Source organism: Bradyrhizobium sp. AZCC 2262 (assembly GCF_036924535.1).
Taxonomy (GTDB): Bacteria; Pseudomonadota; Alphaproteobacteria; order Rhizobiales; family Xanthobacteraceae; genus Bradyrhizobium.
Genome location: NZ_JAZHRT010000001.1, coordinates 8,710,590 through 8,737,500, shown reverse-complemented (window position 1 = coordinate 8,737,500; position 26,911 = coordinate 8,710,590). Strand labels below are relative to the sequence as shown.

Annotated in this window: 30 protein-coding genes, 2 tRNA genes and 1 pseudogene; 17 read left to right on the top strand and 16 right to left on the bottom strand. The window is 63.4% G+C overall.

Annotated elements, in window-relative coordinates; all coding sequences use genetic code 11:
* Nucleotides 1-25: 25 nt before the first annotated feature.
* Nucleotides 26-832 carry a transglutaminase-like domain-containing protein gene (locus tag V1283_RS41025; protein ID WP_334392255.1) on the bottom strand — a complete coding sequence of 269 codons (807 nt, stop codon included), beginning with the start codon at nucleotides 830-832 and terminating at the stop codon, nucleotides 26-28.
* 193 nt (nucleotides 833-1,025) lie between these two features.
* Between V1283_RS41025 and V1283_RS41020 the strand changes: the two genes are divergently transcribed.
* From V1283_RS41020 to V1283_RS40990, 7 genes are all read left to right on the top strand, one after another.
* Entirely contained in the window at nucleotides 1,026-1,295 is a 270-nt protein-coding gene (locus tag V1283_RS41020) for a hypothetical protein (RefSeq protein WP_214493159.1), read from the top strand.
* Nucleotides 1,288-1,587 (top strand): hypothetical protein, encoded by a 300-nt coding sequence (locus V1283_RS41015; protein ID WP_334392253.1) that lies wholly within the window; start codon nucleotides 1,288-1,290, stop codon nucleotides 1,585-1,587. The genes V1283_RS41020 and V1283_RS41015 overlap by 8 nt, the downstream gene beginning before the upstream one ends.
* Before the next feature lie 82 nt (nucleotides 1,588-1,669).
* A complete protein-coding gene (locus V1283_RS41010; RefSeq protein WP_334392252.1) occupies nucleotides 1,670-1,849 on the top strand; it encodes a hypothetical protein in 180 nt (59 codons plus the stop codon).
* 35 nt (nucleotides 1,850-1,884) lie between these two features.
* Entirely contained in the window at nucleotides 1,885-2,163 is a 279-nt protein-coding gene (locus V1283_RS41005) for a DUF1488 domain-containing protein (RefSeq protein ID WP_334392251.1), read from the top strand.
* 127 nt (nucleotides 2,164-2,290) lie between these two features.
* A complete protein-coding gene (locus V1283_RS41000; protein ID WP_334392250.1) occupies nucleotides 2,291-3,766 on the top strand; it encodes an amidase in 1,476 nt (491 codons plus the stop codon).
* Nucleotides 3,767-3,843: 77 nt separating this feature from the next.
* Nucleotides 3,844-4,302 carry a hypothetical protein gene (locus tag V1283_RS40995; protein ID WP_334392249.1) on the top strand — a complete coding sequence of 153 codons (459 nt, stop codon included), beginning with the start codon at nucleotides 3,844-3,846 and terminating at the stop codon, nucleotides 4,300-4,302.
* Nucleotides 4,303-4,730: 428 nt separating this feature from the next.
* The gene (locus tag V1283_RS40990; RefSeq protein WP_334392248.1) at nucleotides 4,731-5,816 is read left to right on the top strand and encodes a hypothetical protein; all 1,086 of its coding nucleotides are present in this window, start codon (nucleotides 4,731-4,733) and stop codon (nucleotides 5,814-5,816) included.
* An 81-nt stretch (nucleotides 5,817-5,897) separates the two neighbouring features.
* On the opposite strand, the gene V1283_RS40985 is transcribed toward V1283_RS40990, so the two are convergent.
* Both V1283_RS40985 and V1283_RS40980 read right to left on the bottom strand, forming a co-directional pair.
* Nucleotides 5,898-6,224: a hypothetical protein gene (locus V1283_RS40985; protein WP_334392247.1), complete on the bottom strand. Its 327-nt coding sequence runs from the start codon at nucleotides 6,222-6,224 to the stop codon at nucleotides 5,898-5,900.
* The gene (locus V1283_RS40980; protein WP_334392246.1) at nucleotides 6,199-6,345 is read right to left on the bottom strand and encodes a hypothetical protein; all 147 of its coding nucleotides are present in this window, start codon (nucleotides 6,343-6,345) and stop codon (nucleotides 6,199-6,201) included. The genes V1283_RS40985 and V1283_RS40980 overlap by 26 nt, the downstream gene beginning before the upstream one ends.
* A gap of 229 nt (nucleotides 6,346-6,574) precedes the next feature.
* On the opposite strand from V1283_RS40980, the gene V1283_RS40975 reads away from it, so the two are divergent.
* Nucleotides 6,575-8,248, top strand: a complete 1,674-nt coding sequence (locus tag V1283_RS40975; protein ID WP_334392245.1) for a tetratricopeptide repeat protein — start codon at nucleotides 6,575-6,577, stop codon at nucleotides 8,246-8,248.
* A gap of 17 nt (nucleotides 8,249-8,265) precedes the next feature.
* On the opposite strand, the gene V1283_RS40970 is transcribed toward V1283_RS40975, so the two are convergent.
* Nucleotides 8,266-8,616 (bottom strand): winged helix-turn-helix transcriptional regulator, encoded by a 351-nt coding sequence (locus V1283_RS40970; RefSeq protein ID WP_334392244.1) that lies wholly within the window; start codon nucleotides 8,614-8,616, stop codon nucleotides 8,266-8,268.
* Nucleotides 8,617-8,725: 109 nt separating this feature from the next.
* Here V1283_RS40970 and V1283_RS40965 point away from each other — a divergent pair, with 109 nt between their 5' ends.
* Nucleotides 8,726-9,430 (top strand): glutathione S-transferase family protein, encoded by a 705-nt coding sequence (locus tag V1283_RS40965; protein ID WP_334392243.1) that lies wholly within the window; start codon nucleotides 8,726-8,728, stop codon nucleotides 9,428-9,430.
* A 130-nt stretch (nucleotides 9,431-9,560) separates the two neighbouring features.
* Here the strand turns inward: V1283_RS40965 and V1283_RS40960 are convergent, their stop codons facing one another.
* From V1283_RS40960 to V1283_RS40930, 7 genes are all read right to left on the bottom strand, one after another.
* Complete coding sequence (locus tag V1283_RS40960; protein WP_334392242.1) at nucleotides 9,561-9,800, bottom strand: PilZ domain-containing protein; 240 nt, start codon at nucleotides 9,798-9,800, stop codon at nucleotides 9,561-9,563.
* Between the two features lie 178 nt (nucleotides 9,801-9,978).
* Nucleotides 9,979-11,508 carry an ABC transporter substrate-binding protein gene (locus tag V1283_RS40955; protein WP_334392241.1) on the bottom strand — a complete coding sequence of 510 codons (1,530 nt, stop codon included), beginning with the start codon at nucleotides 11,506-11,508 and terminating at the stop codon, nucleotides 9,979-9,981.
* Between the two features lie 46 nt (nucleotides 11,509-11,554).
* The gene (locus V1283_RS40950) at nucleotides 11,555-12,505 is read right to left on the bottom strand and encodes an ABC transporter ATP-binding protein (RefSeq protein WP_334392240.1); all 951 of its coding nucleotides are present in this window, start codon (nucleotides 12,503-12,505) and stop codon (nucleotides 11,555-11,557) included.
* On the bottom strand, nucleotides 12,502-13,482 hold the full coding sequence (locus V1283_RS40945; protein WP_334392238.1) for an ABC transporter ATP-binding protein: 981 nt from the start codon (nucleotides 13,480-13,482) through the stop codon (nucleotides 12,502-12,504). Before V1283_RS40945 ends, V1283_RS40950 begins: the two co-directional genes overlap by 4 nt.
* A complete protein-coding gene (locus V1283_RS40940; RefSeq protein ID WP_334392237.1) occupies nucleotides 13,479-14,360 on the bottom strand; it encodes an ABC transporter permease in 882 nt (293 codons plus the stop codon). The genes V1283_RS40945 and V1283_RS40940 overlap by 4 nt, the downstream gene beginning before the upstream one ends.
* A complete protein-coding gene (locus V1283_RS40935; RefSeq protein WP_334392236.1) occupies nucleotides 14,357-15,274 on the bottom strand; it encodes an ABC transporter permease in 918 nt (305 codons plus the stop codon). Before V1283_RS40935 ends, V1283_RS40940 begins: the two co-directional genes overlap by 4 nt.
* A 368-nt stretch (nucleotides 15,275-15,642) precedes the next feature.
* Complete coding sequence (locus V1283_RS40930; RefSeq protein WP_334392235.1) at nucleotides 15,643-16,887, bottom strand: NAD(P)/FAD-dependent oxidoreductase; 1,245 nt, start codon at nucleotides 16,885-16,887, stop codon at nucleotides 15,643-15,645.
* A 348-nt stretch (nucleotides 16,888-17,235) separates the two neighbouring features.
* On the opposite strand from V1283_RS40930, the gene V1283_RS40925 reads away from it, so the two are divergent.
* Nucleotides 17,236-18,408, top strand: coding sequence for an LLM class flavin-dependent oxidoreductase (locus V1283_RS40925; RefSeq protein ID WP_334392234.1), 1,173 nt, complete (start codon nucleotides 17,236-17,238; stop codon nucleotides 18,406-18,408).
* A 383-nt stretch (nucleotides 18,409-18,791) separates the two neighbouring features.
* On the top strand, nucleotides 18,792-19,019 hold the full coding sequence (locus tag V1283_RS40920; protein ID WP_334392233.1) for a hypothetical protein: 228 nt from the start codon (nucleotides 18,792-18,794) through the stop codon (nucleotides 19,017-19,019).
* Nucleotides 19,020-19,089: 70 nt separating this feature from the next.
* Here the strand turns inward: V1283_RS40920 and V1283_RS40915 are convergent.
* The 4 genes from V1283_RS40915 to V1283_RS40900 all read right to left on the bottom strand — a co-directional run bounded on the left by V1283_RS40915 (nucleotide 19,090) and on the right by V1283_RS40900 (nucleotide 22,373).
* Nucleotides 19,090-19,166, bottom strand: a tRNA-Thr gene (locus V1283_RS40915).
* Nucleotides 19,167-19,296: 130 nt separating this feature from the next.
* Nucleotides 19,297-20,235 (bottom strand): helix-turn-helix domain-containing protein, encoded by a 939-nt coding sequence (locus V1283_RS40910; RefSeq protein WP_334392232.1) that lies wholly within the window; start codon nucleotides 20,233-20,235, stop codon nucleotides 19,297-19,299.
* A gap of 326 nt (nucleotides 20,236-20,561) precedes the next feature.
* Nucleotides 20,562-20,638: transfer RNA gene (locus V1283_RS40905), tRNA-Arg, on the bottom strand.
* 259 nt (nucleotides 20,639-20,897) lie between these two features.
* The gene (locus V1283_RS40900) at nucleotides 20,898-22,373 is read right to left on the bottom strand and encodes a HAMP domain-containing sensor histidine kinase (RefSeq protein WP_334392231.1); all 1,476 of its coding nucleotides are present in this window, start codon (nucleotides 22,371-22,373) and stop codon (nucleotides 20,898-20,900) included.
* Between the two features lie 430 nt (nucleotides 22,374-22,803).
* Here V1283_RS40900 and rpmH point away from each other — a divergent pair, with 430 nt between their 5' ends.
* From rpmH to yidC, 3 genes are read left to right on the top strand one after another with little or no spacing between them, the layout of a single operon-like run.
* Nucleotides 22,804-22,938 (top strand): 50S ribosomal protein L34, encoded by a 135-nt coding sequence (gene rpmH / locus V1283_RS40895; protein WP_008542748.1) that lies wholly within the window; start codon nucleotides 22,804-22,806, stop codon nucleotides 22,936-22,938.
* A gap of 25 nt (nucleotides 22,939-22,963) precedes the next feature.
* A complete protein-coding gene (gene rnpA / locus V1283_RS40890) occupies nucleotides 22,964-23,425 on the top strand; it encodes a ribonuclease P protein component (RefSeq protein ID WP_334392229.1) in 462 nt (153 codons plus the stop codon).
* A 19-nt stretch (nucleotides 23,426-23,444) separates the two neighbouring features.
* Nucleotides 23,445-25,316 (top strand): membrane protein insertase YidC, encoded by a 1,872-nt coding sequence (yidC, locus tag V1283_RS40885; RefSeq protein ID WP_334392228.1) that lies wholly within the window; start codon nucleotides 23,445-23,447, stop codon nucleotides 25,314-25,316.
* A gap of 116 nt (nucleotides 25,317-25,432) precedes the next feature.
* On the opposite strand, the pseudogene V1283_RS40880 reads toward yidC, so the two are convergent.
* Nucleotides 25,433-25,540 (bottom strand): annotated as a pseudogene (locus V1283_RS40880) (helix-turn-helix domain-containing protein); the annotation flags it as partial.
* 9 nt (nucleotides 25,541-25,549) lie between these two features.
* Between V1283_RS40880 and V1283_RS40875 the strand changes: the two are divergent.
* The 3 genes from V1283_RS40875 to V1283_RS40865 all read left to right on the top strand — a co-directional run bounded on the left by V1283_RS40875 (nucleotide 25,550) and on the right by V1283_RS40865 (nucleotide 26,851).
* Complete coding sequence (locus V1283_RS40875) at nucleotides 25,550-25,744, top strand: outer membrane protein (RefSeq protein ID WP_334393418.1); 195 nt, start codon at nucleotides 25,550-25,552, stop codon at nucleotides 25,742-25,744.
* Nucleotides 25,745-25,829: 85 nt separating this feature from the next.
* The gene (gene yihA / locus V1283_RS40870; RefSeq protein ID WP_334392227.1) at nucleotides 25,830-26,480 is read left to right on the top strand and encodes a ribosome biogenesis GTP-binding protein YihA/YsxC; all 651 of its coding nucleotides are present in this window, start codon (nucleotides 25,830-25,832) and stop codon (nucleotides 26,478-26,480) included.
* The gene (locus tag V1283_RS40865) at nucleotides 26,480-26,851 is read left to right on the top strand and encodes a DUF423 domain-containing protein (protein WP_334392226.1); all 372 of its coding nucleotides are present in this window, start codon (nucleotides 26,480-26,482) and stop codon (nucleotides 26,849-26,851) included. The genes yihA and V1283_RS40865 overlap by 1 nt, the downstream gene beginning before the upstream one ends.
* Nucleotides 26,852-26,911 lie beyond the last annotated feature (60 nt).

The window sequence follows — 26,911 nt, the reverse complement described above, 5'->3', positions numbered from 1 at the left end:
GCAGGCGGACGCGGGACGATTCCTGTCACGCGACCTCGTCGGTCCAGACCTTGAAGCTGACCAGCGTGTTCGGTCCGAACGTCTGGGTGATCGGGACATCGGAGGCATCGCGCCCCTGCGCGATCAGGATGCGGCCGATCCTCGGCACGTTGTTGCGCGGATCGAAGGTGCGCCAGTGCCCGCCGATATAGGCTTCGAACCAGCCGGCGAAATCGCCCACGGCCCAGGGTTTTGGCGTGCCGATGTCGCTGAGATAGCCCGTGCAATAGCGCGCGGGAATGTTCATGCAGCGGCAGAACGCGATGGCCAGATGGGCATAGTCGCGGCAGACGCCCTTGCCTTCTTCATAAGCCTCCCACGCCGTCTTGCTGGCGCGCGCATGCTCATATCCGAACGCGATGTGACGATGCACGAAATCGCAGATCGCCTGGACCCGCGACCAGCCCGGCGCCGTCTTCTCGAACAATTGCCAAGCGATTTCCGAAAGCCGGTCAGTCTCGCAATAGCGGCTGCCGAGCAGATAGACCAGGGTATCCGCGGGCAGATCCTCGACCGCATGCTGAACCGCCGAAGCAAACACCGGATCCGGCAGGCCGCTGTCGCGGACGACGCCATCGCCGTGCAGACGCATGCGGCCGGCGGGCGCAACCATGCGGCTGCACCAATTGCCGAACATGTCGCGATAGGGCGTGATTTCGACGACCGGGTCGGTGGTGAGGAAGTCCGGAATGATGACATCGGATGCGCGGGTGAAGTGTGTGCCCAGCACCATGATCATGGGTGTCGGCTGCGAGAAATCGTAGAGCATTTCGAATCCGACACGAAGCTTCACTCGAAATGCCTTTCAGGCTGCTGACTACTCGAAATGGCTACGAAACCACCCAATACAAGGCTGCGGCCGGGTTATTCGGTCAAATGCGGCCCGCGGCGGAGAAAACGATAGCTAATTGCCGCAAAAGCGCGCACGCTGTGACGATGTCCGAACAACTTCATGACTTCGTGCGCAGCTTCGCCGGGCTGCCGGCATGACCACGCGCACGCGACGGGAAACGGTTCACTTCAGGCATCCGTTCCGCATCAAGGGTATCGATCGGCAGCTCGCGCCGGGGGCTTACGAAATCGTCACCGACGAGGAGATGATCGAGGGCCTTTCGTTTCCCTGCTTCCGGCGGGTCGCCACCATGATCATGGTGCCCGGCGCGCCGCCGCAACGTTCCGCGATGGAAATGATCTCGATCAGTTCGATCGATCTGTCCGACGCGCAACGCATCGACGCGAGCGCGCCGCGTGACTGATACCCCGATCGATCTCGACAAGCATCGCGGCATGGCGGCGCAGAAGGCCACCGATATCCGTCGCGTGATCGCCGACGTCGAGGCCAACGCGAAGCTGCTGCGTGACAAGCAGGGCGTTGTCGAAATCGAGATCCTCGGCGCGCCAGCCACCTCGTGGCCCGAGGCGGTGGCCAAGGCGCGCTACGTGCTCAACCTGTATTCAGCCGGCCTGCCGGCGATGGACACTCATCACCGTGACCTCGTGGCCGCGGTACTTGCGGATCTCACCCGGCTTTCCGCAGAGGAGAGCTGAACAAGACGCTCGGCCCAATAGAACGATGCACTTCATCCAGCCGTCCCGACCAGGATCGAACGGCGTAAACCGAAAGCACCTGATGCAAAATCTCTCGCCACGTCACGTCCTGATGGAAGAATCGCTTCGTCTCGGCGTCGAGTCCGGCTGGTACTCGACCAAGGTCAGCGGAACCTTCGTCTCGGGGCCGCATTCTTCTGAAGCGGACTGCCTGCGCAGGATCGCGGAAATCAATCCGCCGCCGACGAAAAGGAAGGCCTAGCCGGAAGATCGTTCCGTTTCGGGAGGAGAAGCCTGATGACATTCGCGCGCGGCAACATCCGGGGCTATGACGACGACCGAATGGTCCTGTTGTTTTCCATGATGGACGACGGCAGGGAAGTGCCCTGCGCCGTCAGTGCTTCGGCGATGGATGAACTGGAACACGTGCCACGCACGCCGGCAGCCCGGCGCGAGGAACAGTTCGCGCGGTTGCGGGACCGGATCGAGGCCTGTGCGTCCCGCAAATTCCAGGCGCGGGAGTTCGAGGGCACTCCTCCCGGCATCATCGTGCGTGGCATCGATTTCCGTTCCTAAAAGACGCTGCCGCTCGACGGCCGTCGCTGATGTCACGATGAACCGGTGTGCGGGCCGGTGAAAAGCAGTTCCGCCTGTTCCTCGATCATGTTTTAAGGTCCGAGCTATTTTCGAAGGGGCCGATTGCATGAACTTGCCGATGAGCTGGGACGAATGGGCTGACCACGACGGCGTCGCGCTTGCCGCGCGCGTCGCCAAGGGTGAACTGACGGCCGCGGAGCTGGCCACGCAGGCGGCCGCCGGCATCGCCAAGGTCGATCCCGCGCTTTCAGCCGTCGTCGAAATCTTCGAGGATGCGATCACAGACCCCGGCACCGACGGCACCAATCTCGACGGACCGTTTGCCGGCCTGCCGTTCCTGATGAAGGACCTCGGCCCGACGATGCAGGGCCGCCTGCAGGAAATGGGCTCGCTGATGATGCGCGGCAATCGCGCCGCGGCCGATACGTTCATGACGTCGAAGATGCGCGGGGCCGGGCTCAATCTGATCGGCCGCACCACCACGCCGGAATTCGGCGTCTGTAGTTCGGCCGAAAATCCCGCCGTCTATGTCACGCGCAACCCCTGGAATACCGATTACACCACCTGCGGCTCATCCGCCGGCAGCGCCGCGATGGTCGCCGCCGGCACGGTCCCGATCGCGCATGCAACGGATGGCGGCGGCTCGATCCGGATTCCTGCAGGGGTCAACGGCAATATCGGGCTGAAAGTCTCGCGCGGCGTGTTCTCGCTGTCGCCGCTTCTGTCCGACCTCAGCGGGCTGGTCTCGATTCAAGGCTGCCAGTCGCGCACGGTGCGCGACACCGCGGCCTTCGTCGACGCCTGCCGCGGTCCGGCGCCCGGCGAATTCATGCCGTTCTGGAGTCCGCCGGAGCCCTATACGCGGATGATCATGCGCGATCCGGGGCGGCTGAAAATCGCGCTGTCGTACCAGTGGGGCGATTACCAGGCGACGCCGCATATTGCGGCCGAGCTGCAGAAGGTGGGACGCTTCCTCGAAGGCCTCGGCCATCACGTCGACCACGCCTTGCCGGAGCTGGACTATCGCGAAGCGTTTGCGGCGCAGACCACCTGCTACATCAGCAATTTCGCGATCGTCATCGGCAACATGCTCACCGCGCGCGGGCTGACGCAGCCGCCGGCCGATCTCATCGAACCGGTCAATGTGCGGATCTGGGAAGCGGGCCGGCACATGAGCTTTGCCGACCGGGCGCGGATGCAGGCGGTGTTCAACACGACCTCGCGCGGCTTCGGCGCCTTCTTCGAGGACTGGGACATCATCCTGACGCCGATCACGGCATTGCCGACGCCGAAGGTCGGCACCACGGAGTATCTGACCATCAGCGACAATCCGTCGGTTCTGGACTGGTTCGGCAACCTCTGGCGCAATTTTGCCTTTACGCCGCTCGCCAATCTCTGCGGCATCCCCGCGATCTCGCTGCCGCTCGCCACCCATGAGCACGGCCTGCCGCTCGGCATCCAGGCAATCGCCAGGCAGGCCAATGACGGGTTGCTGCTGCAACTGGCCGCGCAGATCGAGCGAGCGATCGGCGGCAAGTGGAATGCGGGCGAGAGGCCCGGTGTGCATGTGACGAGCGGATGAATGGCTGATAATCTCAATCGTCATTGCGAGCGATGACAGCGGAGGGTCTGCCAACCGCGGCAAGTGGGAGAACACCGATGCCGGTATCTGTTGATTGGAATGAGCTGCTACATGCGTTCGAATTCGCCAGCTTCGGACAGCCGGGCGAGCATGAGGCCCTCCTCTGCCGGAAGACCGGCAAATTTCTTTGGCAGACCGACGTGGAGGAGGACATCGAAGCGTGGCCGGACGATGCCGACGACGAGGAAAAATATCTCTCGATCCCTCACAAGAAGGAACTCGACCTCGGCAAGCCGCTGGTGTTCGAGTTCGCCAGGCAAATTCTTCCGGACGAATACGATGAAATCCGGCGAATGTTCGACAAGAGGGGCGCCTATGCGCGGTTCAAGGATCTGCTGCAACGAAAAAACGCGCTCGATCGATGGTACGATTTCGAGAACAAGGCGACCGAGACGGCGTTGAGGGATTGGAGCGAAGTCAACGGCATAACGATCGAGCCTGCGGCCGGCCCGGCGTCGGAGCCGGACCGGCGTTGACTGGCCCCTGTTGATTTCGCTGCGAGTGATTGCAGACCATCATTGGAACGATAGAGTAACGCCACGGACCGCGGTCGACGGTCCCATGGTGGAGCCGGAATATGGCGCGCAAGCATTTGCTCGAGGGGCTGATGAAATGGACGACGCGCGAGCCATGGCGCGACCGGTTTGAAGCGGTCCTCGAAGATCACGTGTTTCCGACCTGCGACGAGACCGGCCTCGAGGCCGGCGCGATCGTCTCGGCCCTCGGCGAGGATCTGTTCATGCGAACGGTCTGGGCCAGCGCCTTCGAGGACCTGCTGACGCGGGAGTTCGACGACGGCAGCAACATCGTCGACGAGTATCTGAAGCGCCCTGGATCGACGGAAACCTCATCCGTTCGCGCCTATATGGCCGCTTTGCGAAATTCGGTGGTTAGTATCTACGAAGTGAGCGACGTCGTGCCCGATAAATCGTTTCGCGCGCGCGATCTCGTGCGCGGAGGCGAGCCGGTGCTGATCAGCGAGCGGTCGGCAACCCGCACCCTCAAGCAATGGGACCGCTTCGCCGGGCGCGTCGTTCAGGTGGGGCAGCAGACGCAGATCAGCGGCGCCGTGTTGTCGTACGAATACGAGACATCGGAAGATCTCATCAAAGGCTTTCGCAGCATCGGCAAGCTCACCCGAAAGGAAAAGAAGGAGTTAGCCAAAGCGATCGGAGAAGACTTCGACGCAGCCGTCATCACCAACCTTTCGGAAACCGAAAGGCTGCGTGCGGTAAGCTCGACGTTCACGACCTGCTGGCTCCTTGACGCGATCGATCGGGCCGAACAGCCGGAAATGCCCGATTTGCGCAACGCCGACGGCGATGAGCTCCTTCAATGCACGATTAGCTATCCGCTCGCCGACGGCACGGCGGACGACGACGTCCGCGCGGCGCTGGATTTATGCGCCGATCTCCGGCCGGCAACCGCGACGCAATGGAACTGGGTCCGTTTGAAGAAACGCGCCGCAGTATCGGCCGCCCGAGCCCGACCGTCGAAATCCCTGACCATCGAAACGACGCGCGACAACGGCGCGCTCGTGCTCGGCAGCGTTGAACTGGACGGCAGAACCCTGGTGCTATCGGTCAATTCGCTGGAGCGTTCGGAACGGGGGATTGAACTGTTGTCCACGATACTTGGAGAGCGCATCGGGCAGCCTTCGGTCGTGACGGAAACCGTCGAGCAGATGTTGGCGTCATACGATGCGGATGCGCCGCAGCAGTACGATGTTTCAGAGCAGGAGCGGAGCGCGATGATCCACGAAACCATGGACCGGCATTATCGCGACACGCTCGATCAACCCGTCCCGGCGCTCGGAAACAAATCGCCACGCGCGGCGGTCAAGACCGCAAGCGGGCGCGCGAAAGTCGCCGACTGGCTCAAGATGATGGAAAACCGGACGGCCAAGGCCGGCGAGTCCAATAGTGCGATGGCGACTTACAGCTTCGACTGGATGTGGACGGAATTGGGCATTGCCGAGTTGAGACGATAGATCACCAACCATGCTCCGTCATTGCGAGCCGCCGGGTCGACGCAAGGCACCGGCCGAGGCCCCGCGAAGCAATCGGCGGCTCTAGAATCTTCGTGAGGTTGAGGTCCCCGCGACTTCACTTCCCTTGCCGAGCAGAGCGTCACGGGCTTCCTTCAGGCGCTTCAAATTCTCCACGTTGGTCTCGCGCCTTTCCTCCAGACGATTGAGATAGGACAGTTCGGCCTTGACCTGGGCGAGGTTCAGAGCTTCGGCCATGCTGTTCAATCCTTGCTTTGCGGGCTGATCGGCTTCTTCAGGGGCTTTGTCGTGGGCGGGGCGAATTGATTTTAGCATGAAGATGCCGGTCCGGTTGTGAAGCTCACCACACATGGCGAACGCCCCCTTAGCCTGCGCCGCTGCGGGTGACATTGGAGAACTCGCCCTTGAAGGTGGCGCCGACCGCAAAGCCGTTACGCCATTTCACTTCGGCGGACGCCGTGGCCAGCGCGGCGTCGCGCCGCTCAACGTAGCAATAACGTGTATCGACCATTGTCCGCCCGGCCTGCCGAGACCCGCGCCTGTCCGGCATCGCAGTCCCCATTCGGCACGACTCCCAAATCAATTTGGCCCATACCTGTCATTTTGCGCTCCGAACGTCCTGAGATTGCACCCGGGACATTCTGAAATTTTTCTGATATTCGGCGCACCTGTGGGTCTGGGCACATTTTTGAGGTCGATCCGGGGACTAAATGGGGACAGTTGCCGGCGGGAGGGGGACGGTGCTGCGCTTTTCTGGTTTCGAGCTCGATTCCGAGCGCGCCGAGCTGCGCGCGCCCGATGGCGGGACGATCAGGCTCCGGCCCAAGACCCTGGAGATACTGCGGCTGCTCGCCAAGAATGCCGGCCGCGTCCTGAGCAAGCAGCAGTTGATGGAAGCCGCCTGGCCGAACGTCCATGTCGGCGAGGACAGCCTTTTTCAATGCATCCGCGAAATCCGCACCGCGCTCGGCGACGACAAGCGCAAGGTGGTCCGGGTGATCTCCGGCCGCGGCTACCTGTTCCAGGCCGAAGTGACTGAGGTCCCCGTCCCTACGGTGCCGGAAATTGCGCCCGTCAGCCAGCCCGAACCGGCCGTACCGGACACGATGGCGACGGTTGAAACGAACAGCGAACCCGCGAAACGCTTTTTCGACTTCAGCCGGCGTCGCATCGCGTTCGCTTCTGTCGCGGGGCTCGCCATCCTGTGCGCGGCGATTGGCGTGTGGATGTTGCGCCCCGGCCTGATCTTTGCGCGCGGGCCCGCGACCATCGCCGTGATGCCGATCGCGGATGCGAGCAACGATCCCCTCGTCGCCCAGATGGCGGCCGAGGTGAGCGACCGCCTCACCGACGGGCTGGCGAAGATCGAAAACATCCGCGTGCTGGCCCCGGAAACGGATGCACCGAAGGCCGACTTCGTGGTGAAGGGCGAACTACAGAAGAGCGAGCAGGCCTGGACGATACGAACGCGCATGACCAACACGGCAACCGGCGAGGTCAAGTGGACCGCGTCGTACTCGGTCAACCCTGCGGATACCGACCTGCAGATGCAGCAGTCCCGGCTCGCGGCGGGCGTCGGTCACGCCCTGGCGCTGCGCATCAACGAACTGCTGAATGCCGACACGCCACCCGCCTCGAAGAGCAAGGTCGTGATCGAACAGGCCACCGCCCATATCAACCAGACCTCGCCGGAACGTTTTCAGGCGGCGCAGGCCATGCTGGAGAAAGCGCTCGCCGAGGATCCCGACAATGTCGACGTACAGGTGGCGCTGGCCGCGCTCTTGATGCGCGGCGTGCAGATGGTGTGGCTGAGCGGACCCGAGCGCGAAGCGGCGGAGGCCAAGACCGACGCGATGCTGCAGCAGGCGCTGCGCGCAAAGCCCAATCATATCCCGACGCTCGAGGCCTATTGCCGCTTCCTCAACGCGACCAACCAGTTTCGCGCCAGCCTTGTCGCGTGCGCGAGAGCCTTGAGCTTCGATCCGTGGAACGGGATCGCGCTGTATCATGTCGGCCTTGCGCAGATCCAAACGGGACGATTCGAGGACGCGCTGGCGACGTTCAAGCAGGCGGACCGGTTCGACACGCCGCAGGTGTCGCGCTGGACATGGATGATCGGCGCGGGCTGGGCCAACATGCTGATGGGCCGTGCCGAAGACGCGGTGCCCTGGCTACTCAAGTCGATCGCGATCACCGCAGCCAGTGGTCGCACGCATATGCTGCTGGCGGCGGCCTATCAACAATTGGGAAAAACTGACGAAGCCAGAGCGGCGATGGAAAAGGGCCGTGAATTGCGGCCCGGCTCGACCGTGCAAAACGTCCCGACGCCCAGAAAGAATTGCAGCCCGGTCTATCTCGAGGCGGCCGAACGGATCATGCAATTGATGGCGGCGGCGGGCTTGCCGGAGGGCTGATGTACCTCGCGTTGTGATTATTCCGTCACCCGGACCGGTAACGTGCCCTGACTGCGGCCAGCTTCAGTCGCATCCCACCAGCTACCGAGCGCGTCAAGTAACGGCACGAGCTTGAGGCCGGCCGGCGTCAGATCATATTCCACGCGCAACGGATATCCCTCGAATTCACTGCGCGCGACAATGCCGGCATCCTCCAGCTTGCGAAGCTCCCGAGTGAGCATCCTGTGCGAGATGGCGGGGTTGTCCCTGCGCAAATCACTGAAGCGTTTCGTGCCCTGCTTCAGATAGTAGATCAGCAGGCCGGGCCAGCGGCCGCTGATGACCTGCATCACTTCTTCGATGGGACAGCGGGAGACGAGATCTTTCATCCGATCACTCGTGGTTACAAAAAGGTGCGTAATTTACTTGGGCAGCGCGATCCGTAGATTCCAGCCACGCTGCGCAGCGCGATCAGCGGAAATCACGGAGAACAAACCAATGGAACCGGTTCTTGTTTATGGCTTCCCGGCCGGAAGCTCGATGGGACTTGTCGCCGCCCTCGAATGGCTTGGCAAACCCTATTCGCTCTGCCGGGTCGATATGCTCAGCGAGATGCGCGACCCTTCCTATGCCCGCATCAATGCCCGGCATGAAACGCCGGCCCTGATCACGGACGCAGGGCGGGTGCTGACCGAGACGATGGCGATCGCAAGATGGCTGGAGGCAAGAGACAGCGAGCAGCGCATCAGTTTTGCGCCTCTGTCGCCGGAAGCCGACCGGATGCACCAGCTGATGGCCTTTGTTAACACCGGCTTCACCGGCGCCTTCTCGCCGCTATGGGTGGCGATGGAGATGGCGAAACCGAACCCGCAAATGCAGGCATCGCTGCGTGAGTTCGGCGCCGCGCGGGTGATCGAGCGGCACGACAAGATCGAGGCCATGATCGGGGATCAACCTTTTCTCATGGGTGAGCGCCCGACGCTGGCCGATGGCCTTCTGGTCGGCGTCGCGCGATGGCTCGACTTCCATCAGGTCGCCAATCCTTCACGCTGGCCCAAGCTCGCCGCCCTGCGCCGGCGCATCGAGGCCGACCCGGCCGTCATCCATGCAACGGCGTTGGAGAACGGCGACATCGGTCCGAGAACAGGCGCTTGTGTCGGCCATATCCCGCTCGCGGATGTTATCGAGCGGTTCGGCAGTTGAGGTCACAGACGCGGCTTGGCAGTGCCGCCCTCATTGCGAGCCAGCGGGTCGCGCCGTGCCCACCATACGGGACGTCGCCGGTAATGGTGGGCGCGCTGCGTTTTGCCCACCCCACGAAGTTCTTACGCCGCTAGTCGAATGCTACGCCGACCCTGTACGCGCTGCGCCAAACGACATGGCAGGGCAGCTTCAATCCGTCCTCGGGGAGGATCAACGTGAATTCATCGGGAATACGGATCAGGTCCGGAAAATCCAGCGCCGCGCCCGTGGCGGAAATATCGCGAACGGTACAGGCATACTTGTCGCCGCCATACTCGATTTTGGCGGCCTTCATGATACGGACACGTGGTGCAATCCGGGTTTCGACCATCGCGAAAAAACTCGGGCGGACATTAAGGGAGACTGTATCCAAAGAAGGTACTATGCAGCCGAAAGATTAAATATTCGGGAATTCCGGGCTGCCGGGAGAGGTGAGCTCCACGGCATTCGGTCGCGGGGCCGAAGCCCCGCGCAGTGCACGTGACGAACGACCGCAGTGAGGTCCGGCTTTATTTCCACTTCGCCAGATAAAACCGCGGCAGTTCGTCCTGATACGGCGTGAAATCGAGCTGCCTGGAGTAACCGTAGGTCGTCACATAGGTGTGCAGCGGCGCCCAGTAGGCCTGCTCGGTGATCTTCTTGATCACCGCCGAATAGGCCTCCTTGCGCACCTCCGGGTTAATGGTCGATCCGCCCTGGAGCAGTCCTTTCTGCACGTCGGGATCGCGCGCATAGTCGTCGGCGCCGCCGTCGAAGAAGTTCGGCAGAAACGCCGAGACGTCGTTGATCGAAAAGCTGCCCCAGCTTCCGAGATACATGCGCAGCTCACCCGCCTTGGCGCGCTGGATCAGGGCCGCCGTCTGGAGCTGGTTGAGCTTGGCGCGGATGCCGACCGCATGCAGGTAGTTCTGAACCGCCGAGCCCCATTGCGGCAGCACGTAGCTGGCAAGCTCGACATCGAAGCCATCGGGATAGCCGGCTTCAGTGAGGAGCTGCTTCGCTTTCGCCGGATCGTAGTCGTAAGGCACGGCGATTTCGGCGTCGCATCCGAACTGCGACGGGAAGCATGGTGCTGCCGGAACGCGGCTGCCACCGGTGACAAGCTTGTCGGCGATCGCCTTGCGATCGATCGCATGCCAGATCGCCTGACGCACCTTCTGCTTGGTCAAGGGATTGTCGGCGCCGGTGCGGCCGGCCGCATCGAGCGAGAGATAGCCGACCCGCATCGATTCTTTCCGCACCGCCTGCAGATGCGGCATCCGGTTCACGGGCTCGAGTTGGTCCGGATTCATGTTCCAGATCCAGTCGGCGCGGCCGGCGAGCAATTCTGTCATCTCGGTCGTGGCGTCAGGCACGAAGCGCACGCTCATCTTCTTGATTGCAGGCTTTCCCTTCGGGCTGCCGGCCCAGTAATCCTCGAACCGCTCGAAGTCGATGGAGACGCCGGGTTCGACCTTGGTCATCTTGTAGGGACCCGCGCCGACCGGCGCCTTGGCGTAGCCTTCGGCCCCGACCTTCTCGCGATAGGCCTTGGGATAGATCGGAATCACGAGCGCGAAATATTCCAGCGCCGCGGGGTTCGGCCGCTTCAGCGTGACGCGCACCGAGAGGTCGCCGGTCTTCTCGGCCTTGTCGAGCCAGTTGTAGTTCGCCGGCGTCGACAGCCGGCTCGCCGGATCGGCGATCAGGTTGATGGTGTAGACGACGTCGTCCGCAGTGAACGGGCTGCCGTCGTGGAATTTTACGCCCGGGCGCAGCGTGAACTCGATGGTGGTCGGATCCGGCAGCTTCCACTCGGTGGCGAGCAACGGCTCGAGCTTGAACGTATCCGGATTGCGGTAGACCAGCGCGTCCCAGCCCTGATGGTGCATCACCACGCCGGTGCGCAAATTGTTGTAATAGGGATCGATGTTGGGCAGCGCATCGCGCATCACGATCCGCAACGTGTCGGCGGATTTCTGGGCTGTCGCGGGTACCGCACCGGCGCCGAGCAGCACCACCGCCAGAATTGCCGCGCCGAGCCTGTTTTGCATACGCATATCGCCCTCCATTATCCGTGTTTTGTGACGTGGCGTGACGCACGCCCTATGCCAGATGACATTCTACCATCCCCTGCGGCGGCCGGACCATGCGCGTTGGTGCCTCATGGCGGCAGCGTTCGACCGCGATGCGGCAGCGCGGGTTGAACCGGCAGCCCGGCGGAATATTGGCCGGATCCGGCATGACATCGCCGAGGCCGATATCAGGCACGCCCTTGCCCGGCTCCGGCGTCAGCACGCTCTCCAGTAGCGCCTTCGTGTAGGGATGCCGGGGGCTGCGAAACAGCGCGTCGGTTTCGTTGCGCTCGACAAAACGGCCGAGATACATCACCGCAACTTCGCTCGCGACATGTTCCACGACCGCGAGATTGTGGCTGATGAAGAGGTAGGTGAGCCCGAGGTCGCGGCGCAGATCGGCGAGCAGATTGAGAATTTGCGCCTGCACCGAGACGTCGAGCGCGCTGGTCGGCTCGTCGCAGATCACGATCCTGGGCTCCAGCACCAACGCGCGCGCAATCGCCGCGCGCTGGCGCTGCCCGCCAGAAAGCTGCGCCGGCATGCGCTCGCCCATGGCGGCCGACAGCCCGACGCGCTCGAGAATGCCTGCGACCCGGCGCTCGATCTCGGTCCGCGAGAAGGTCCCTTGCGCGGCCAGCGGCAAAGCGACGATGTCCTTGATGCGCCGGCGCGGATTGAGCGAGGCGAACGGATCCTGGAACACGGGCTGGATCAGCCGGGCGCGCGCCTTGCGGTCGAGGTCGAACAGGCGCTTGCCATCGACCAGCACGGCGCCCGCCGTCGGCTTGAGCAATCCGAGGATCAGGCGCGCGAGCGTGGATTTGCCGCAGCCGGATTCGCCGACGACGCCGAGCACGCTGCCGGCCGGCACGCTGAAGCTGACATCGTCGACCGCGACCACGCGCTTTTCCGCCGACATCAAGCCGGTATGGACGCGGAATTCACACCGCAGATTCTCGACCTCGATCGCGGCGGTCATGCGGGTTGCAGCTCCGCACTATCAGGCGCGAGCCGGCAAAGATAGTCGTGCGCATCGCCTGCCTGCCGCCGCGGAATCGTGCGCGTGCATGTCTCGTCGGCATGGGCACAGCGCGAGCGGAAGGCGCAGCCGGCAAAGCCGGGGCCGATCGCCGGCACAACACCGGGGATCGAGCCGAGCGGCCGGTCGCGCTGTACGCGGCCCGGCACCGGCACGCAGGATAAGAGACCGCGCGTATAGGGATGCTGCGGCGCGCGGAACAATTCCGCGGTCGTCGCACGCTCGACCACCTCGCCGGCATACATGACAGACACATGGTCGGCGACGCGCGCGACGATGCCGAGATCGTGGGTGATCAGCAGGATCGAGAGGCCGAGTTCGCGCTTGAGGTTGGCGAGCAGCCGCAGGATCTGCGCCTGTACGGTGACGTCGAGCGCAGTGGTCGGCTCGTCGGCGATCAGCAATTCGGGATCGCACATTAGCGCCATCGCAATCATCACGCGCTGGCGCAAGCCGCCCGAGAGCTGGTGCGGGAACTGGCCGAGCCGCATCCCCGGCGCGGTGATTCCGACGCGGCCCATCAGTTCGGCGGCGCGGTCCAGCGCCGCGGCGCGCGAGCCGCCCTTGTGGCGCGTCAGCACTTCCGCCATCTGCGAGCCGATCGTAAACGCCGGATTGAGGCTGGTCATCGGCTCCTGAAAGATCATCGCCATGCGATTGCCGCGCAGGCGCGCCATCTCGCGGTCCGACAGCGACGTGAGGTCAGTGCCGGCAAAGCTCATCCGTTTCGCCGAACGCTGGCCGCCGCGCGCGAGCAGGCTCATGACCGCCAGCGCGGTGACCGACTTGCCGCAGCCGGATTCGCCGACCAGGCAATGGGTCTTGCCCTTCTCGACCCGGAACGAGGCACCGCGCACCGCCGCGGTACGGCCGCCGAAACTCACCTGAAGTTCCTCGACCTCCAACAGCGCGCTCATCGCAGCCGCTCCGCGCCGAGCAGATTACGCAATCCGTCGCCAACCAGATTGATGCCGAGCACCAGAACAGCGAGCGCAACGCCCGGGATCATGATCACCCAGGGTGAAAAGAACATGTAATCCTTGCCCTCGGCGATCATCAGCCCCCAGGACGGCAGCGGCGGCGGCACGCCGAGGCCAAGGAACGACAGCGCGGCTTCGAGCAGGATTGCGAGCGCCATCTCCAGCGTTGCCACCACGGCGAGATGGCTCGCGATGTTCGGCAGGATCTCCTTGATCAGGATATGCGGCATCGAAGCGCCGGCGCACCAGGCCGCGCTGACATAGTCATGGTTGCGGACCTGCATGGTGGTGGCGCGCGCCACCACCGCGAAGCGGTCCCATAACAACAGTCCAAGGGTCGCGACGACGAGCCCGAGGCCCGATCCCATCAGGCCGACCACCGCGAGCGCGACCAGCACGACCGGGATCGACAAACGCGTCGTGATGGCGAACAGCACGACATCGTCGACACGGCCGCCGAAGAAACCGCCGAGCACGCCGAGCGTGATGCCGATCAGGCCCGACGTGATGACCGTCATGATGCCGATCAGTAATGAAATGCGCGCACCATAGACCAGCCGCGCCAGATAATCCCGCCCGAGCTGATCGGTGCCGAGCAGGTGCCCGGCCTGGCTGCCCTCCATCCAGAACGGTGGCTTCAATCGATTGCCGAGATCCTGAATGAACGGGTCCTGCGGCACCAGCGCATTGCCGACGACGGCGGCTGCGACGACGAGCGCGACGATGGCGATCCCGATCGCAAAGCCGGCGGTGCCGATGCGCGAGCTACCTGTGCTCGAAGGCTGCGGCGCCAGAATGGCAATCGGCTCGCTCATCCCGTGCGCAGCCTCGGATCAAGCAGTGCATTGAGGATGTCGGCCAGTAGCGTGAGGCCGATATAGAACACGGCGAGCACCAGCACCACCGCCTGCACGACGGGAAAATCATTCTTGGCGATGCTCTCCCAGCCGAGGTAGCCGACGCCATGCAGCGCGAACACCGTCTCGATGACGATCGAGCCGCCCAGCATGAAGCCGAGCTGAACCGCCGCGATCGACACGACGGGAATGGCGGCGTTGCGCAGCGCATGCTTGAAGATGATGCGCGCCCGCGACAGGCCTTTGGCGCGCGCGGTGCGGATATAGTCGGACGCCATCGCCTCGATCATCCCCGAGCGCGTCAGCCGCGTCAGCGCCGGGATCGCCGTGAAGGCGAGCACGATCCCCGGCATCACGAAATGCTGCCAGGTGCCGGTGCCCGAGATCGGCAGGATGCCGAGCTGCAGGCCGAGCACGATCATCAGGATCAGCGCCAGCCAGAAGCTTGGCACCGCCTGCCCCACCATCGTGAACAGGGTGACGCCGCGGTCGACCCAGGTATTTTCGCGCAGCGCCGCCAGGATGCCGAGTGGAATCGAGATGACCAACGCAAGGCTCAGGCCGACCAGGCCGAGCGTGACCGTGATCGGCAGGCGCTTCTGGATCAAGTTGGCCACGCTGTCCTTGAAGAAATAGCTCTGGCCGAAATCGCCGACCATGGCGCGGCCGGTCCAGGCGAAGAACTGGATATAGAGCGGGCGATCGAGGCCGTAGGCCTTGCGCACGATTTCGACGTCGGCCTGCGTTGCCGACGGGCCGGCGATCGAAACCGCAAGATCGCCCGACAGCCGCGTCAGCAGGAATGCGAGCGTCATCACGGTGAATGCGACCAGCACACCGATGGCAAGACGCCGGGCAATCAAACGCAACATCACCAAAACCCCAGGACCGGCGAGCGCGCCCCCACGTTCTCAGGCCGGCCAAGCGAACGCAACGGTGTCACCAAACCGTCGTCCCACGCAAGAGCGAGTTAGCGATTGCCAAGATTGCCCACGGCGACGACGGCCCGTCGCGATGGTTGCAATGTGTGTGCCAACGCAGAATGTAATCTCCCGATCCTACCTGATTGAAGAATTTGGGCCGTTCCCGAACCAAATCGAGCACGAGGGTCCGCCGCTCAAGACGCCGCGGGGCTTCGGCGCCCTGCTGCCTGACCTTTGTAAAGCTCAACGCCCATTTTTCGAGCGATCGCAGTCGGCCAGCTCAGGCCCACCGCAACGTTCCTGTTGCGGTGCGCAGATCATGAAATGTAGCGCCCCGGCGCAAACGGCCTAACGTCGAAAGAAGGCGGCGCGCCACCGATCATGGCGGCAATGGCCGCGCCGGTCGCGGGACCCGTCGTGAAGCCGATGTGCTGGTTGCCGAAAGCAAGCCACAGCCCGGCATGCCGGGGCGCCGCACCGATCATCGGCAGGCCGTCGGGCAATGTCGGCCGCGATCCTCGCCACGGATCGCCGACAGCGTCGCCGAATTCAGCCACGCCACGCGCGAGAGGAACGACCTGATCGAGCTGGGCGAACGAGGAAGGCGCATCGCGACCGGTCAGTTCGACGCCCGAGGTGACGCGGATGCCCTGCTCCATCGGGGTCATGATGAAACCGCCGTCGATATCATAGACCGGACGCTGCAGCGGGCGTGCGGGGTTCGGCTTGAATTCGCGGTGGTAGCCACGCTCAAAGGCGAGCGGAACGCGATAGCCGAGCGGCCGCAAAATATCCGCGGACCACGGTCCCATTGCGACCACGACATGGCGCGCCAATATCCCACTATCGGCCAGCGCCACACGCCAGCGATCACCGTCGGGCACGATCGCCTTGATGTCTGCCTGCCTGACATCGCCGCCGGCACGAGCGAACATCCGTGCATAGGCCTTGACCACCGCGCCCGGCGAGTCGACCGAGGCGGTCTCTGTGTGCAGCAGGCCCACTTTATAGACCGGCACGATATCAGGCTCGAGCGCGGAGATAGCCTGCCGGTCGAGCAATTCGCTGGCGATGCCGTATTCGGCCAGGAACGCCTGCTCCTGCTTCGCTGACTGTTCCGCATCGCTCCGCCACGCCCTGAGCCAGCCGGTCTCGCGAATGCGATGCCCCGCTTCCGCCTTCACGATCCATTCCCGGTGCAGTTTCGCCGATGCGCCGATCAACCCATGCAGCGCGGCTGCGCGCGGCCGAAGACGCGAGGCGGCCGAATCCGCCAGAAAACGCGCGACCCATCCCATATTCTGAAGCGCCCAGATCGGATTCCAGCGCAAGGCCGCGTGGCGGTTGGTCAGGTATTTCGGCAGCGCCTTCCACAGCGACGGATTGTTGAGCGGCGTTATCGAGCCGCTGCTGATGATGCCCGCATTGCCATAGGAGGTCTCGCTGCCGGGCTCGCGCCGGTCGACGAGAACGACCGACATCCCGCACTGCCGCGCCGCATAGGCTGTTGATACGCCGACGATGCCCGCACCGAGCACCACGACTTCAGCTTTTTCCGCCATCGACTTTCCAAACACCTTCCCGGATTTCACATCATGGTCGGCCCGCCTTCGACCGGCAACACCGGAAGTTCCGCTCCCAACAAATGATCACCTGCGCGTTTCGCGTGGCGCCGAGTCGGACAGCGCTGCGGCCGCGACTTCCTCGTCGGTCATGACATCAAGGCGCGCCCAATCGGGATCGCCTCGCGACAGGGGTTACACGACCTGGTGGCGCAGGGCCCCCCACGTGGCTGGTGTCTTTTCGAGGAATACGCGAAACGCCCGCGCGCAAACCCGCCTTGTTCCGGTCAAAGAAGCGGAGAACTATCCCAATGAGAAAGACCACATAACAACCGCGGAGGATCGTCCATGAACCGCCTGCGCTTCGGTATCTTTCTTGCGCCCTTTCACAAACCCGGCATCAACCCGACGCTCGCGCTGCGAGGCGATCTCGAGCTGATCCAGTGGCTCGACCGCTGCGGCTATGATGAGGCCTGGCTCGGCGAGCACCATTCGGCTGGAACCGAGCTGTCGGCCTCACCCGAAATCATGATCGCCGCGGCCGCCGAGCGAACCCGTCACATCAAGCTCGGCACCGGCGTCATCAGCGTGTCCTATCACAATCCGCTGTGGGTGGCTGAACGCATCGTGCTGCTCGACCATCTGACTCAAGGGCGTGCCATGCTCGGTCTCGGTCCGGGCTCGCTGCCGACCGACGGCATTATGATCGGCTTGCAGCAGAGCCAGACCCGCGGCCTGCTGGAAGACGGGATGGGCATCGTCACGAAGCTTCTCACCAGCGACGAGCCGGTCACGTTCAAGAACGATCGCTGGGATTTGCGCGACGCGCGGCTGCATCTGCGTCCCTACTCCAATCCGCTGTTCGACGTGGCGGTCGCGGCGGTCGCCTCTCCGACCGGCGCGAAGCTCGCCGGCCGGCATGGTGCCGGCATGCTCTCGGTCGGGGCCACCACCGCCGCCGGCTTCGACGCGCTGGCGCTGCACTGGGACGTGCTGACGACAGAAGCGAAGGCGCACGGCAAGACCGCGGACCGCAGCAAGTGGCGGCTCGTCGGATTGTGCCATATCGCAGAAACCAAGGAGCAGGCGTATCGCGATGTCGAGTACGGCATCGAGCACTGGTTCCGCTACTTCCAGCAGGTCGCAGCGTTTCCGCAAATGGCTGTGGCCGGCAACTCGGTCAGCGAGATGATCGAGTTCATCAACGGCTCCGGTCTCGGCGCCATCGGCACGGCGGACGCCTGCGCCGCGCAGATCGAGCGGCTGTGGCAGCAGTCGAATGGCGGGTTCGGCGCGTATCTCCTGCTAGCGCACAACTGGGCCAATCCGGCGGCGACACGGCGCTCGTACGAGCTGATCGCGCGCGAGGTGATGCCGCAATTCCAGGGCCACGCCCAAGCAACCCTCGATGCCGCGCGCCGTGCCAAGGATGTGCGCGAGAATCTCGCGGCGGCACAGGCCCAGGCCGTGGAGGACGCGAGAGCGCGCTACGGCGCGGAGGTCGCCAAGCGAGGCGGCTGAGGTTTGCGCATCTTCACGTCGACTAAAGAGCCAGCGCCGCCGCGGTCGCGCAGCAGAAGATCGGCGGCATAGCTGCGGCGACGAAGTGCGGCATTCGACCGACGCCGGCAGGCTTCGGCGGCGAAATTACACAAAATCGCGGAGTGGCGCGCCACGGTCGATGAAGATGGGCACTATTGTTTCGCTGTAGCGCTATGATGGAGCACCCCATCATCCGCCCCAAACCGCGGCGCTCCGACTTCGTCCGATCTTGCGCTACGCCCTGCGTCGCGAACGTGTCGCCCAAGCGCTCAAGCGACTCTGCGGCGCTTCGACGTCTGGCACGCTCCGTTGACAGAACAAACCAAGAACGATATGTTATGTGCTGATCACGGACCATCGCAATGCCCGGCAGCCCGGAACCAAATCAGCAGCCTGAACCAGACGCGCTGGAGATCGCGACCGACCAAGCGATCACGGCATGCGACGGCGACCTGCGCGCCACGGTGCAGGCGCTCATTGTGGCCAACAGCCTGCTGGAAGCGGAACTCCGTGGCGTGTACGCCACCGCGTCTAGAGGATTTGCGCGCGGCAAGGTTAAGAGGCGACGCGAAGTGTCAGGGGAGACTTGAAATTATGGGCATTGACGATTTAACAACGGAGGCCACATAGGCTATAGAACCTATGTGCGTTCGTTGCGGATGGCGCGCTCGGCAGGACTCGAACCTGCGACCTCGGGCTTACTAGGCACCTGCTCTATCCAGCTGAGCTACGAGCGCATTGGGTTGTTGGCCTTGGCCTTCGGCGTTCGGATCGGTGTGCAACCACCGATCCGGACGCCCCCACCCCCTTCAGGTCCGGGTGGTACAGGCGACCTCAATCATTCACTTCGGCGCTCATGCAGTCCTCCTAGAACATCGCCATCTGGTCGGTCGGCTGAGGGAATTTTCCCTCCGCCTCGTACTTGCTCCACATGACCTCGGCCGCGTAGCCGGTCATCTTGCAGGCTTCCGCCGCCTCCGCCGCGTTCGAGAACAACGGCAGGTGGCGCGGCGACATCATCAGCGATCCGGCAAACGTGTCTGCCTGCCACTCGGCGTCGCAGAAAATCTTGTCGCTGTCCTGACGGGCGCGGGCCATGGTGATCGTCCGATGCATCAAGAAATGACCGAGCTCGTGGCAGGCCGTAAACCGATCCCTGCGATTGCCTGACCAAGCACCTTCGTAGACATCTTCACGCAACAGGATGCAGTTGCTGCCTGCAGTCACTCTTCCCTCGTCATCGCCCATGAACTCTGCGTCTCTGGGATCGATGTAGAAGCCCTCGAAAATTCTTGCCATCCGAAATTCCAAGACGTCCATGATGGGGAATTCGATGGTGTTTCTTTCAACGAAGGCATCACGGACCTGCTCGGAGAAGCCGCGAATAGTTTTTGTGGAAAGCGGCGGGACGATCATTCCCCTCCGCGACCGGCGAAACGGCACTTCTCCCGCGATCGACTTCAGCACGGCCTTCTTGAGCTCGGCCATCACATGCTTGGGCACGTGATCGAGTCTGCGGGCGAACGCAGCCACCAATTCGCGCTGCTCTTCCGGCAACGTCTCGACCAACACTTCCTTACGGGTCCGGTCGCATGCCCCACGCAACTCTCGTATTTCTGCCGGCGAGAGGTCCATCGCTCTGGCGACCGATAGCATGTAGGCGTCTGGAATGGGCTTCCGCCCGGTCTCGATAGCGGAAATGAAAGCCGAACTACAATTGAGCTTGCGAGCTACGTCCATCAGCCGCAGCCCCTTATCCAGCCGGAGCTTCCGGCAGGTGATTCCAAACGGGGTAAGGTTGCTCATGGCTCTGTTCCTAATGCCGCGATTCGAACACGCGGAACATTAGCCGAAAACGCAAAAAATTCAACCTAATCGGTTAACTGGTAGACCGCGCTGGGGATAGCGGCGGCGCATCCCTGATCGGGGGCAATCCAGATCGCGAATGGGACTCACCGGCGCGTCTGCGCGCAAAGGCGCATGACAAGCAACGCTCCCGGTGCACCGCGGTGTGCGGGCTCTATACGCGAGCCGGCGTCCACAAAAGACCGTTCGCACCCCGCGATTTTGCTTATTTGGCCCTCGCGCCAAATAACCATGGAAAGACAAGCTACTGTTCTGGAAGCGTATTCTGGCGCGCCCGAAGAGATTCGAACTCCTGACCCCCAGATTCGTAGTCTGGTGCTCTATCCAGCTGAGCTACGGGCGCGTTTTCGCTTGTGCATTTGGGCCGCTTGGCCCTGATGCGTCCGAATAAGGTCCGGACGGTCGCGAAAGAGCGCTTTAGCTACCCGCTCCGGCCCCGCTTTGCAAGGTCTCGGAAAGCAGGTTCTGACCGGCCAATCAGGGGCGGTTAATCCGATGCCGTTACGGAACGTATGGCAGCGTGGAGGTCGATTCTCCCTGTAATCACATCGAGATTCCGGGTTCATCGCTTCGCGATGCCCCGGAATGACGGATCGGGCGCCTCAAGCCCGCGCCCGCTCGTTGCGGACGCTCTGCAGTTCCACAGGGCGGTCGGGGATCGAGACCCGGAAGGTGGCGCCGATGGTGCCTTCGACCAGATGGATGTCGCCGCCGTGGGCGCGCACCAGTTCGGCGGCAATCGCCAGCCCCAGCCCGCTGCCGCCGGGGCGGCCTGAGGTCTGGAACGCCTCGAACAAATGCTCGCGCGCCTTCGCCGGCACGCCAGGGCCGGTGTCGGACACCTCGAGGATTGCAACCGAGCCTTCGCGGCGGCCGGTGATGCGGATCTGCAAGGTCGCGGCATCGCCCTTGGCGCTTTCCAGCGCCTGGGCGGCGTTGCGCACCAGGTTGAGCAGCACGCGAAAGAGCTGGTCGGGATCCGCGTCGATCGAAAGCGAGCGCTCGATTGCGCTGATCCATGTGACCGAAGCATCAGCGGCGAGGCCGGCGGATTCGCGCACCTCGGCCACCACAGGCTCGACCAGGATCATGCGGCGGTCCGGTTCGGCTTCCTGCGCGCGGCCGTACGAGAGCGTCGACTGGCAGAAATCGATGGCGCGCTCCAACGAACGCATCAGTTTCGGCGCAAAGCGCTGCACGCGCGGATCCGGCACGCTGGCGAGCTGGTCCGATAGCAATTGCGAGGACGCCAGAAGATTGCGCAGATCGTGATTGATCTTCGACACCGCGAGGCCGAGCGCGGCGAGCCGGCTCTTCTGCGAGAGCATCGAGACGAGATCGCGCTGCATGTCGGACAATTCGCGTTCCGCGACCCCGATCTCGTCGCCGCGCTGGCTCGGCACGATGATACGCGCCGCACTTTCCGGGTTTTCGTGGAAGCCTACCAAATTGGCCGTCAGCCGCCGCATCGGACGGACGAACAGATAATGCAGCGCGAGGTAGACCAGCCCCGCGGTGAGCATCGCGATGCCCAGCGAAACCAGCAACAGATTGCGGGAAAACCGGAGCATCGCCTGCCGCAACGGCTTTTCATCGACCACGACCTCGATGAATTGCGCAGCTCCCGGCGCAGGCCCCACCACGCGAATGGTCTGGTTGCCGGTCTCCAGCATCGTCTCAAACGATTCGACGATCGCGGACCACACCGTCAGCGTCCGCATGTCGATGTCGCGGTCGATCGCCGCCGGCAGGTCGGCGCTGGCGAGCAGCCGACGCTGCTGCCCCATCTTGATGGCGACCGCGCGGGCGCCGACGCTGGTCAGGATCTGCCGCGCCAGCGAATCCGGCACCATGCCGAGCGGCGCGGCATCCAGCACCAGAGCGGCGGTGTTGGCCGCCGCGAGGCGGTCGTTCAGCCGGTTGGTCCAGAAATTCGCGATCGAAGGCACGTAGATCATCAGCAGCGCGATCATCACGAGCGGGATCGTCAGCAGCAAAAGCTTGCCGGACAGCCCAAGGCGCCGCTGGCCCGAGGACTGCGGCGCTTGAGGGGTCGGCTGGTCGTCGGTCGCTGACACGAATATCCGCCTTGATATCTTTGTGTTTGGAGCCCCATGTTTGGAGCTTCGCCGGGACACAAGACCGGCGCCGGTCCTGACGTACACTGATTCCGAGGATGCGTTCTGCGCCCCTGACCGGTCAAATTACCGATCGCTAATGTCCGCTGGTTCCGATCGGGGCACGCCGCCTTCTCGCCCACAAAAACCCCGCGAAAACAGATATATTCGCCCCAATTGCGACGTTTCAAAGAACGGCCGATGCGACAACCCCCGACATTGACGAAAACAGGTCGCTCCCGTATAAGCCGCGCCAACTGTCCGCGATGGCCCGGTTCCACCCGGGGGCGGCTCGTTTGGGCCGTAAATGGCCCTTTTTCGGGCCGGCCCGCATCACCGGACTTGATCTCAATCCAACAGGCAAATTGCCCGGTCAGCGGAGAAACTACCCGTGAAGCGGACTTATCAACCCAGCAAACTGGTGCGCAAGCGCCGTCACGGCTTCCGCGCCCGTCTCGCCACCGCCGGCGGCCGCAAGGTTCTCGCCGCCCGCCGTGCGCGTGGCCGCAAGCGTCTGAGCGCCTGAGCCGGATCTTCCGGAGATTTCATTCATGGATCGGCTGAGGCAGCGGGCGGACTTTCTCGCCGTTGCCAATGGCACGCGGGCGAACAGCGCTGCCTTCGTGGTGCAGGGCCGCCTCCGCAACGATGATGGCCCGATCCGGATCGGTTTCACCGTTACCAAAAAGAACGGTACTGCCACCGAGCGCAACCGCATCCGGCGCCGGCTTCGCGAACTCGTGAAGCGGCTGGACGTCATATCCATGCGACCACACCATGATTATGTGCTGGTCGGCCGCCGCGCCGCGCTCACCCGCGACTTCGCAACCATGCTCGACGATCTCCGCTCGGCGCTGCATCGCCTCGACCGGCAGCCGAAACCACAGCGCGGCAGCGAAGCCTTTTCGAGCGAAGTGGATACCGGTTCGCGTAAAGAACGCGCGTCCAGACCTAACGGGAGGGCCCCGGTTCAGACGTCAGTCGGAACCGAAAGGCCCCGCAATCCGAATTGAATGGCGAGACCCCAAAACGATGACCGATAATCGCAACACCATCCTCGCCGTCATTCTGTCCGGCCTGGTGCTGATCGCATGGCAATATTTCTACAACGCGCCGCAGATGGAGCGGCAGCGCGCGCAAAGCCAGACCCAGGCCGAACTCGCCAAGCCGCCGCAGCAGACGACCCCAGGCGCCACCCCGCAACCGGGCACGACGCCGTCGGCTACCACGCCGACCAATCAGCCGGGCGCGGCCCAGGCCATCGTCAGCCGCGACACCGCGATTGCGGGCACGCCCCGCATCAAGATCGAGACGCCGCGGCTTTCCGGCAGCATCTCGCTGAAGGGCGCGCGCATCGACGACCTGTCGCTGGAGAAATTCCGCGATACCGTCGATCCGAAGTCGCCAGCGATCGTGCTGTACTCGCCTTCGAATACCGCGCACCCCTATTACGCGGAATTCGGCTGGGTACCGGCGTCAGGTTCGACCGCGCGCATCCCCGACCAGAACACGATGTGGCAGCAGGAAGGCTCCGGCAATCTGTCGCCAAGCAATCCGGTGATACTCAAATACGACAATGGCGAGGGCCTCACCTTCCGCCGCACCATTGCGGTCGACGACCGCTATCTCTTCACCATCAGGGACGACGTCAGCAATGTCGGCGCAGCGCCAGTCACGCTCTATCCGTTCGCGCTGATCTCGCGCCACGGCACGCCGGAGGTCTCGGGCTACTACATCCTGCATGAAGGCCTTATCGGTTATCTCGGCGAGCAGGGCCTGCAGGAATACGGCTATAAGAAAATCGACGACGCCAAATCCGTCGCCTTCAACGTCACCAATGGCTGGCTCGGCATCACGGACAAATACTGGGCGTCGGCGCTGTTGCCCGACACCACCGCCAAGCTGGCGGCCCGCTTCGCCTCCAATCTGGTCGGCACCCAGCGCCACTACCAGACCGACTATCTGCTGGATCCGCAGACCATTGCGATCGGCGGCACCGGCAGCGCCAATGCGCGGCTGTTTGCGGGAGCCAAGGAAGCCGGCGTCGTCGGCATCAATTTCCCGCTGGCCGGCCATGGCGGCTACAACAAGCAGCTCGGGCTGAACCATTTCGATCTCTTGATCGACTGGGGCTGGTTCTACTTCATCACCAAGCCGATGTTCCTGGCGCTCGACTATTTCTATCACCTGGTCGGCAATTTCGGCCTCTCGATCCTGCTGGTGACCGTGCTGGTGAAGCTGTTGTTCTTCCCGCTCGCCAACAAGTCTTATGCCTCGATGGCGAAGATGAAGTCGGTGCAGCCGCAACTGGCGGCGCTGAAGGAACGCTATCCCGACGACCGCCAGAAGCAGCAGCAGGAAATGATGGAGATCTACCGCAAGGAGAAGATCAATCCGATTGCCGGTTGTCTTCCCGTGGCGCTGCAAATCCCGGTGTTCTTCTCGCTCTACAAGGTGCTGTTCGTCACCATCGAAATGCGCCACGCGCCGTTCTACGGCTGGATCAAGGACCTGTCGGCGCCGGACCCGACCAATCTATTCAACCTGTTCGGGTTGCTGGCTTTCGACCCGACGCATTTGCCGGTGTTCGGCCATTACCTCGCGCTCGGCGTCTGGCCGATCATCATGGGCATCACGATGTGGTTCCAGATGAAGCTGAATCCGACGCCGCCGGATCCGACCCAGAAGATGATCTTCGACTGGATGCCGCTGATCTTCACCTTCATGCTCGCGGGCTTCCCGGCCGGCCTCGTGATTTACTGGGCCTGGAACAACCTGCTCTCGGTGCTGCAGCAAAGCTACATCATGCGCAAGAACGGCGTGAAGGTGGAGCTGTTCGACAACATCAAGGCGACGTTTCAAAAAAAAAGCGTGAAGACAGAGACTAAGAACTCGACCGTTTAGTCGCACTTCCATCCAGACGTATGCCCGGGCAAAAGCGCGAAGCGCGTCTTCGCGCCAGATGTCCCGGGCATAGTCGTTTTCGGGACCGAGAAGACGCGCTTCGCTTTGACCCGCGTTCAGCTTCCCCGCATTTGCGTCGGCGAGGCGCCGAACCGCCGGCGGAAGCAGCGGTTGAAATAGGACACCTCGTTGAAGCCGCAGGCGTAGGCGACGTCGCTCACCCGTATTGCAGTGTGCGGCGGCGCTGGACGGTCGGCGGCGCCGAATGGGCATTTGCCGCCAACTGGAGCGCCAAGGCCGAGTATCTCTATTACGACCTTGGAAGCCTGTCGCACCTGATGACCGACCCCAACTTTCCGTCGATCTTCAACGCCAAAGCCGATTTCACCGGCCACATCGCGCGCCTCGGCGTGAATTACCGGTTTTGACGGCGAAACTGTCCGCCAGGCCCTGCCGGTATCGGCGGACATATTCGCCTTTCGTCCCCTGCCACGCTTTGCTAAGCGTCGGCGCATGAACGCTGACATCGATGCGAAGCTGATCGAAGAGGGCCGAAAACTCTTCGCTGGCGAATTTAAGTTCGTTTGGGCCTCGCCCTCGATCGAAACCCTGCCGCCGATGGCGGGCGTGGAAGTGGCGTTCGCCGGCCGCTCCAATGTCGGCAAATCGAGCCTGATCAATGCGCTCACCGGCCGCAACGCGCTGGCGCGCACCTCGCATACACCGGGCCGCACCCAGGAACTGATCTTCTTCGACGGCCCCGACGGCGCAGGGCTGCGGCTGGTCGACATGCCCGGCTACGGCTACGCCTCGGCGCCCAAGACCCAGGTCGCGTCCTGGACCAAGCTGATCCATCAGTTCCTGTTAGGACGCGCCACGCTGGCGCGGGTCTATGTGCTGATCGACGCGCGCCACGGCATCAAGGATGTCGACCAGGACGTGCTGAAGACGCTGGATAAGTCGGCGGTGAGCTATCAGGTGGTGCTGACCAAGGCGGACCAGGTGAAGGCGACTGAACTCGAAAAGAACATCGCCGAAACCACGGCGGCGCTCGCCAAACACCCGGCGGCGTTTCCGGAAGTATTGGTGACATCCTCGCGCTCCGGCGCCGGCATGCCGGAATTGCGCGCCGCGATGGTGCGCCTGTTGAAGGAGCGCGGCTGATGAACCGCGCGAGCCGCATCCTGATCGTGCTGGCGGCCATCATGGGCGCCGACGGCGTCATGCTGGCGGCCGCCTCCGCCCATGGCGCGGATGCGACACGGCTGGCTTCCGCCTCGTCGATGCTGCTGTTTCATGCCAGCGCCGTACTGGGCGCCGTCGCGCTGGCCGAGCGCGGGATTGTCCACACGAAAATCGGCATCGCAGCTGCTTTCGGATTCGTTGTCGCGGCCGGTCTGTTCGCCGGCGACCTGACGCTGCGGCACTATGCGGGGCACGGGCTGTTTCCTTTTGCCGCGCCGACTGGCGGGACGCTGATGATTGTGAGCTGGCTGGCGCTGGCCGTGGCGGCGGCCTGGCCGAGGCGGAGGTAAGAATTCCCCACTTTGCGCCCTGCCCGCCAATCGGATAGAACCCGGCCCACATCTGGAATG

Coding starts and splice junctions, on each gene's coding strand:
- V1283_RS41020 (WP_214493159.1), top strand. CDS start 1,026: ATGACCACGCGCACGCGACGGGAAACGGTTCACTTCAGGCATCCGTTC.
- V1283_RS41010 (WP_334392252.1), top strand. CDS start 1,670: ATGCAAAATCTCTCGCCACGTCACGTCCTGATGGAAGAATCGCTTCGT.
- V1283_RS41005 (WP_334392251.1), top strand. CDS start 1,885: ATGACATTCGCGCGCGGCAACATCCGGGGCTATGACGACGACCGAATG.
- V1283_RS41000 (WP_334392250.1), top strand. CDS start 2,291: ATGAACTTGCCGATGAGCTGGGACGAATGGGCTGACCACGACGGCGTC.
- V1283_RS40995 (WP_334392249.1), top strand. CDS start 3,844: ATGCCGGTATCTGTTGATTGGAATGAGCTGCTACATGCGTTCGAATTC.
- V1283_RS40985 (WP_334392247.1), bottom strand. CDS start 6,224: ATGTCACCCGCAGCGGCGCAGGCTAAGGGGGCGTTCGCCATGTGTGGT.
- V1283_RS40980 (WP_334392246.1), bottom strand. CDS start 6,345: ATGGTCGATACACGTTATTGCTACGTTGAGCGGCGCGACGCCGCGCTG.
- V1283_RS40970 (WP_334392244.1), bottom strand. CDS start 8,616: ATGAAAGATCTCGTCTCCCGCTGTCCCATCGAAGAAGTGATGCAGGTC.
- V1283_RS40965 (WP_334392243.1), top strand. CDS start 8,726: ATGGAACCGGTTCTTGTTTATGGCTTCCCGGCCGGAAGCTCGATGGGA.
- V1283_RS40960 (WP_334392242.1), bottom strand. CDS start 9,800: ATGGTCGAAACCCGGATTGCACCACGTGTCCGTATCATGAAGGCCGCC.
- V1283_RS40955 (WP_334392241.1), bottom strand. CDS start 11,508: ATGCGTATGCAAAACAGGCTCGGCGCGGCAATTCTGGCGGTGGTGCTG.
- V1283_RS40950 (WP_334392240.1), bottom strand. CDS start 12,505: ATGACCGCCGCGATCGAGGTCGAGAATCTGCGGTGTGAATTCCGCGTC.
- V1283_RS40945 (WP_334392238.1), bottom strand. CDS start 13,482: ATGAGCGCGCTGTTGGAGGTCGAGGAACTTCAGGTGAGTTTCGGCGGC.
- V1283_RS40940 (WP_334392237.1), bottom strand. CDS start 14,360: ATGAGCGAGCCGATTGCCATTCTGGCGCCGCAGCCTTCGAGCACAGGT.
- V1283_RS40935 (WP_334392236.1), bottom strand. CDS start 15,274: ATGTTGCGTTTGATTGCCCGGCGTCTTGCCATCGGTGTGCTGGTCGCA.
- V1283_RS40930 (WP_334392235.1), bottom strand. CDS start 16,887: ATGGCGGAAAAAGCTGAAGTCGTGGTGCTCGGTGCGGGCATCGTCGGC.
- V1283_RS40925 (WP_334392234.1), top strand. CDS start 17,236: ATGAACCGCCTGCGCTTCGGTATCTTTCTTGCGCCCTTTCACAAACCC.
- V1283_RS40920 (WP_334392233.1), top strand. CDS start 18,792: ATGCCCGGCAGCCCGGAACCAAATCAGCAGCCTGAACCAGACGCGCTG.
- V1283_RS40910 (WP_334392232.1), bottom strand. CDS start 20,235: ATGAGCAACCTTACCCCGTTTGGAATCACCTGCCGGAAGCTCCGGCTG.
- rnpA (WP_334392229.1), top strand. CDS start 22,964: ATGGATCGGCTGAGGCAGCGGGCGGACTTTCTCGCCGTTGCCAATGGC.
- yidC (WP_334392228.1), top strand. CDS start 23,445: ATGACCGATAATCGCAACACCATCCTCGCCGTCATTCTGTCCGGCCTG.
- yihA (WP_334392227.1), top strand. CDS start 25,830: ATGAACGCTGACATCGATGCGAAGCTGATCGAAGAGGGCCGAAAACTC.
- V1283_RS40865 (WP_334392226.1), top strand. CDS start 26,480: ATGAACCGCGCGAGCCGCATCCTGATCGTGCTGGCGGCCATCATGGGC.